Origin of the sequence: Serratia sp. H1w, from assembly GCF_000633355.1 — a bacterium.
GTDB lineage: Bacteria > Pseudomonadota > Gammaproteobacteria > Enterobacterales > Enterobacteriaceae > Chania.
Genome location: NZ_AYMQ01000146.1, coordinates 1 through 5,016, shown reverse-complemented (window position 1 = coordinate 5,016; position 5,016 = coordinate 1). Strand labels below are relative to the sequence as shown.

4 protein-coding genes are annotated in these 5,016 nt (G+C 53.1%); 1 reads left to right on the top strand and 3 read right to left on the bottom strand.

What is annotated here, in order from left to right:
* Positions 1 to 5: 5 nt before the first annotated feature.
* Complete coding sequence (locus tag U869_RS0127360) at positions 6 to 1,607, top strand: hypothetical protein (protein ID WP_029988050.1); 1,602 nt, start codon at positions 6 to 8, stop codon at positions 1,605 to 1,607.
* A 44-nt stretch (positions 1,608 to 1,651) separates the two neighbouring features.
* On the opposite strand, the gene U869_RS0127355 is transcribed toward U869_RS0127360, so the two are convergent.
* The 3 genes from U869_RS0127355 to U869_RS0127345 form a co-directional block, all read right to left on the bottom strand.
* Positions 1,652 to 2,416 carry an HNH endonuclease gene (locus U869_RS0127355; RefSeq protein WP_025122524.1) on the bottom strand — a complete coding sequence of 255 codons (765 nt, stop codon included), beginning with the start codon at positions 2,414 to 2,416 and terminating at the stop codon, positions 1,652 to 1,654.
* A 138-nt stretch (positions 2,417 to 2,554) separates the two neighbouring features.
* Positions 2,555 to 2,812, bottom strand: coding sequence for a hypothetical protein (locus U869_RS29780; RefSeq protein WP_025122525.1), 258 nt, complete (start codon positions 2,810 to 2,812; stop codon positions 2,555 to 2,557).
* A gap of 307 nt (positions 2,813 to 3,119) precedes the next feature.
* On the bottom strand, positions 3,120 to 5,016 hold a 1,897-nt coding region (locus tag U869_RS0127345), incomplete at its 5' end, for an autotransporter outer membrane beta-barrel domain-containing protein (protein ID WP_025122526.1).

Here is a 5,016-nt window from a genome sequence, read left to right as displayed (position 1 = left end):
ATTGAATACATGACCGTTTATTTGGCAAGGATATTCCAACGGCTTTCCCGGCACCTTGGGCGGCCGATCGTACGGCAATTTATCGTTGGTTGGTACCTTGGCAGCATAGTGCTGAGCCATTGCCCGCTGAAGCGGAAACCTTGCCAGATGAGCCCCCGGCCATTGATGGCAAAATCCGTTGGTCGGCAGGGGCGCTTGATGGAGTTTTTGGTCATCATGGGGGGAAAACCGATGATGGAGCGCCGGTTGAGACCATCATGGTTGCACTAAGAAGTGTGTTGCGTAAGCCGCAACAGCAGAATGTCGAGCAACTCTATAATCTGCTGTGTCAGGAAACTCCGTTAGATTACATCGATGCATTGCTGTCTGAGGTTGCGCAGGATCCGCAGTTGCCTGCCAACAAATTACAGGCGTTGGCAGAATGGTTGGCTACCGAAAGCCCGGATCGTAACGTGGTCAAGGTAGCCATGGCGCTGTTGGCCCTGTTCCCGACACATAAAAACTGCCAGATACTCAACGTGCTGGGGGGGCATGATGAATTCACACTCTATGCGGTAGTGGCATTAGGGTCAATGCTACCCGCCGATGAGTATGAAAGCGCCTGGCTTGCATTGGCGAAGCGGACTTATGGCTGGGGAAGAGTACAACTGATCGAGCGTTTACCGGCCCCCTTGACGCAACAAAGCCGCGATTGGTTGATCTGCGAAGGTTATCGTAACGCGGTGATGTATGAATACACCGCCTGGCATTGCGCTACCCATGGACAACTGTTCCAGGCAATCCAGCAGCAACCCGATGAGGCGCAGTTATTGGGAGCTGCGGAGATTTTGCAGGCGTTAATTAACGGCGGCCCGGCGCGGGATATGTATGATTATGAGGAGGGCGAACAGGCTTGTGAATGTTATCTGCAATGCTTGCTGGCGGCTCCTCCGGCAGAAATACAACATTATCTGGCGGCTGGTGATATTGCACGTTTCGCACAGGAACAAAGTGGCGCAGAGAATGCCATGTGGACTCAGGATCAGTGCGGGCGATTGGCCGAACTGACCAATGTGGTTATGGCTCAGCCGCAATGGCCAGGTGTTATCGACAATAACTTGCAGGGGAGTGACAAGTATCTTTTCAATCTGGCCGTTGCCGCTAGTCGGTTGCGTAAGCAGGATCCGTGGGAGGCCGTTTACTCACGACAGTCTGCAGATCCAACAGATGACAACTGGTATCAGTTAATGCAGACCGACCAGCCAGAGCATATTGCCAGAGTGATATCGCTGGCCGAACAGCAATTGGATTTAGTGGCTATAGCCTCCGGTCCAGGAACGGCGATGGGGCTAGGGTTGGCTTACCGACAGCATCAGGCGCTGGATTTTGTGCTGCAGGATCTCAAAAAATTCCCCGGCATGGGCTGGTCATTGTTGGCAGTAGGGTTATGTAGTGAGGTGGTCCGTAACCGGCATATGACGCTGAACGCTTTGGAAGTATGGCCACAGGCAGCCTGGTCACCCGATATGTTACAGGCTTTGCTGTCGGGCTTGCATAATGAACCCGATGAGGAGGTACGCGAGCGGCTGCAAGCGTTGTGTGCAAATCTGAAGATTGCGACAGACTGAGTCGGCTCAGTCAACCGCCCTGAGAGAGTCATCCTCAGGGCTTTTCAGTTTTTAGCGATAAAGATGTTCTGCCGATGGTAAGCCAACTGGCCGGCGTCTGGAGGGAAATCTATTGGCAGCCTCAGCTTACGGCCTTCATATTTGGCAAAGTTCTCTTCACTGATGGCGCTTTTCAGTCGTTTAAGGCGCGGTGAAAGCACTAGTTCAAGGTGTTCATTAAAGGTGATTAATCCGCGATCGAACGCTTTATCATGCAGGTTGGACAGACATAAGCCGTTGTTGGGGTTGAGCCGATGTTCAACGGTATGCTTCCAAGGGCGGATATGGCTGGCGACCAGCAGCATCGGTTCTTCCATCTCGGTCAGGCAACAGCGGTTTTCATAAGCATCCAACACCCGCTTGCGGAACAGTTGCTGGCCAATACGTGCATTGATGATGGTGGTTCTTTCTCTGCCACTGAAGTCTTCCACACCACTGTCATGTAAGGCTGTGACCGGTGCTTCCAACTGTGTCATCGCCAATTGACACTGCCGTTCAAAGGTTTCACTGTCGAGGTTCATTTCCTGCCACAGTGCCTGATCGGCTTTGGATGCCCCTGTCAGTCCACGCCGGCCTGAGTTAACGATAAACGGATCCAGACTGGCAATGTTCACCAGCTTCATTGCCAATGCGGAAGGGGTACGGCCAATTAATCCAGCATAATGGATAATATCGGGGTTGTTGGCGTGTAATTTACCAAAAGGGATCTGGCTGTATAGCGTAAAAGCTACCAGCAGTTGTTCTCGTGTCCAGAGATTTACGGCAGCCATCAGGGCCTCGTCTTGGCTTTACTTAATCGTGTTAGTTGAGCCAATTACTATGCCAGGCACATCGGCTATTGCCTACCTTCATTGATAATATGTAGCGCCCCGATGTAGTGAGCCAGTTGTCTCGTCAATCACCAGGGATTAACGACGTCCGGGATGACCTTTCCCATGATCCTTGCCATAGCCATGCTTGTCACCACCCTTGTGGCCATGCTCTTTACGGGGAGGCTCTTTATAGTGCTTGTCGTCGTCACCGTCACTTAGCAGTGCCAATGCGACCAATGCTCCTAGTCCGACTACCACAGTACCGATAGCGATATCATCAGAGCTCATATTGGCACAGCCCACCGTCGACAAACACAGCAACCCAATCAGCGGATCCCTCAAAGACTTAACCATGATGACTTATCCTTTTTACGGTCGATTAGTTATCCATTCAAGCTACCGATACCGTAGGTCATCGCGATCGTTGGCTCAAGATAAGCCCAGGTAAATTAAGTGATAAGGTTTGTCAGGCCCCTTGACGTGGCTTGACATTGACTCCGAGACTGCTTTACAGGTAGGGGCGCTGTATACCGCGCCAAGCTTGATAATCAGCGGGTTGGCTAGGGTCGAACATGCTCGACCCCTACAAATTCAGCAACATTGCCACTTGTCATCAATCTGGGCCCTTCTCTTTATGCAGAGAGGGGCTTTGATCGTGTAATTAGAAGTGCCAGATAAAGCCGGCGTTGACGCGGTTATCCTGATGATTTTGTGAGATCAGACCGCCATAGCCTAACGACAGTGTGGCATCTCGGCTTACCGCCAGTTCCGCGCTGGCTTTCAGCACGGCGCCGTCGCGAGATACCGGTACGCTGTTGACCACCATGGCTGAACTGCTGCCATCGAACATCAGGCCGATGCCGCGATCCAAATCGCCATACTGGTGTTGCCAACCTAATTCACTACGCAGCGTGATGGCTTGCAACTGGGTATCGGCGCGCAGCCCCAGGGTCGAGATCGTGGCATCCGTGTGTTGTTTATCGCCATGCAGCGCTGCTGCCCCGCCATTCTCGTCGATCCCGTTATTCTGGAAATTGGTATAGGCGAGGTTGGCGAAAGGCTCCAGGCTAACGTTTGCAGCTTTGATACCGTAGCCAGCTTCAGCGAAGACCTGTTGCGTCCGGGCACTGTATTTGGCATCAGGTCTGTCAGATTGGAACTCATAGTTGACGTTGCGCGAGGTATCAATACGGTGCCAACTGTAGGTAGTGCCAGCACGTAACGCCAGGTCGCCAAACTGTTTGCCACCATATACCCCCAGATGGTAGTTATCGCTATTTGCGTTAGAGCCGTAACCCCCATCAAGTGACGTGCGGGTATAGCCTGTCGACACACCCAACTGCCAGTCTGCGGCGTAGGTTGCATCCAATCCCATCAGGATCCCGTAGGTGGCAGCCTGATATCCTGTGGCATTGGTATCACCGGATGCGTGATCCCAGGCACCCAGCAACTGCGCCCAGGCGCCGCCATCGTTGGCCTTGATGTCGGAGGTGTGGGTCAGCCCTTCACTTTGGCGCAAACGTTCGTTCAATGTTTCTCGTAGATAACGGCTGTCATTGATTTGAGCAGAGGCGATATCGGCATGAATTTGCCCAGACAGTTGACGATACGCCTGCCTGGCTTCCCATGGCGTGCTGCTGCTCAGGATACTTTCGTATACCGGATTACCCGCACCTAAGGTATCTGCGGCCATTGCTAACGCACGTTCATTTGGCGTCTGTGCAACATCGGCGAAACCGGTGGCGTTGCGGCCAACGTTCAGGATGAGCTGATTGGGTTGTGCGCTGAGTGTGGTGCCAAGGAACAAATAATCAGGTTGTACGCTGTCGAACTGGCCTCTGATGCCCTGCTGCGCCGTCAATATGTTGTACTGTTTACCCAACAGGCTATGCACTTCGCTTTGGCTAAGCAGGTTACCGCTATTCTCAAGCGATACGGTGACATCGCCGCCATTCAACAAGACTGCTCCGGAACTCTGAATAAGGTCGCTACGTCCATCGGCAGCAATTTCTACCGCGTAACGCGAACCCGGTTGGAAGACTACGTCATTAGCCACTTGCAAGGTGCCAATCGAGTTTCCCGGTGCGACAACGGCACCAGATTGTGCATGCAATGCGCCAACTGTGCCCGAGCCGCCGAGTAACGCACCCTTCTCGACCGTGACGGGAGAATTGCCATGGTAGCCATTAACGATCAGAGCCCCTCCGGCCACAGTGGTGGTGCCAGAGAAGCTGTTATTTCCATTCAGTTCGAGGATGCCGGAACCGTTTTTGACGAAGTTGCCCTTGCCTGCAATGTCATTGTTCCAGGCGTCATAGGCATTGAAACCTCCTTTGCTGGCATCCATGGAGATCGATACGTTGCCATTAAACGCGCCGTAACCGCCGGCTGCCGCATAGAGGTTGAGGCGTGCCCATCCTGAACCGTTGTCGAGTGCGTGGCCGGACTCGATCTCTGTGGTCGCGAGAACATCGCGACGTTGCTCGGCGGTCAGATAAGGGAAGCGGCTGGCGATCAGCACTTCCGCCCCTTCAGGTACTGTCAATACCGATTGAATT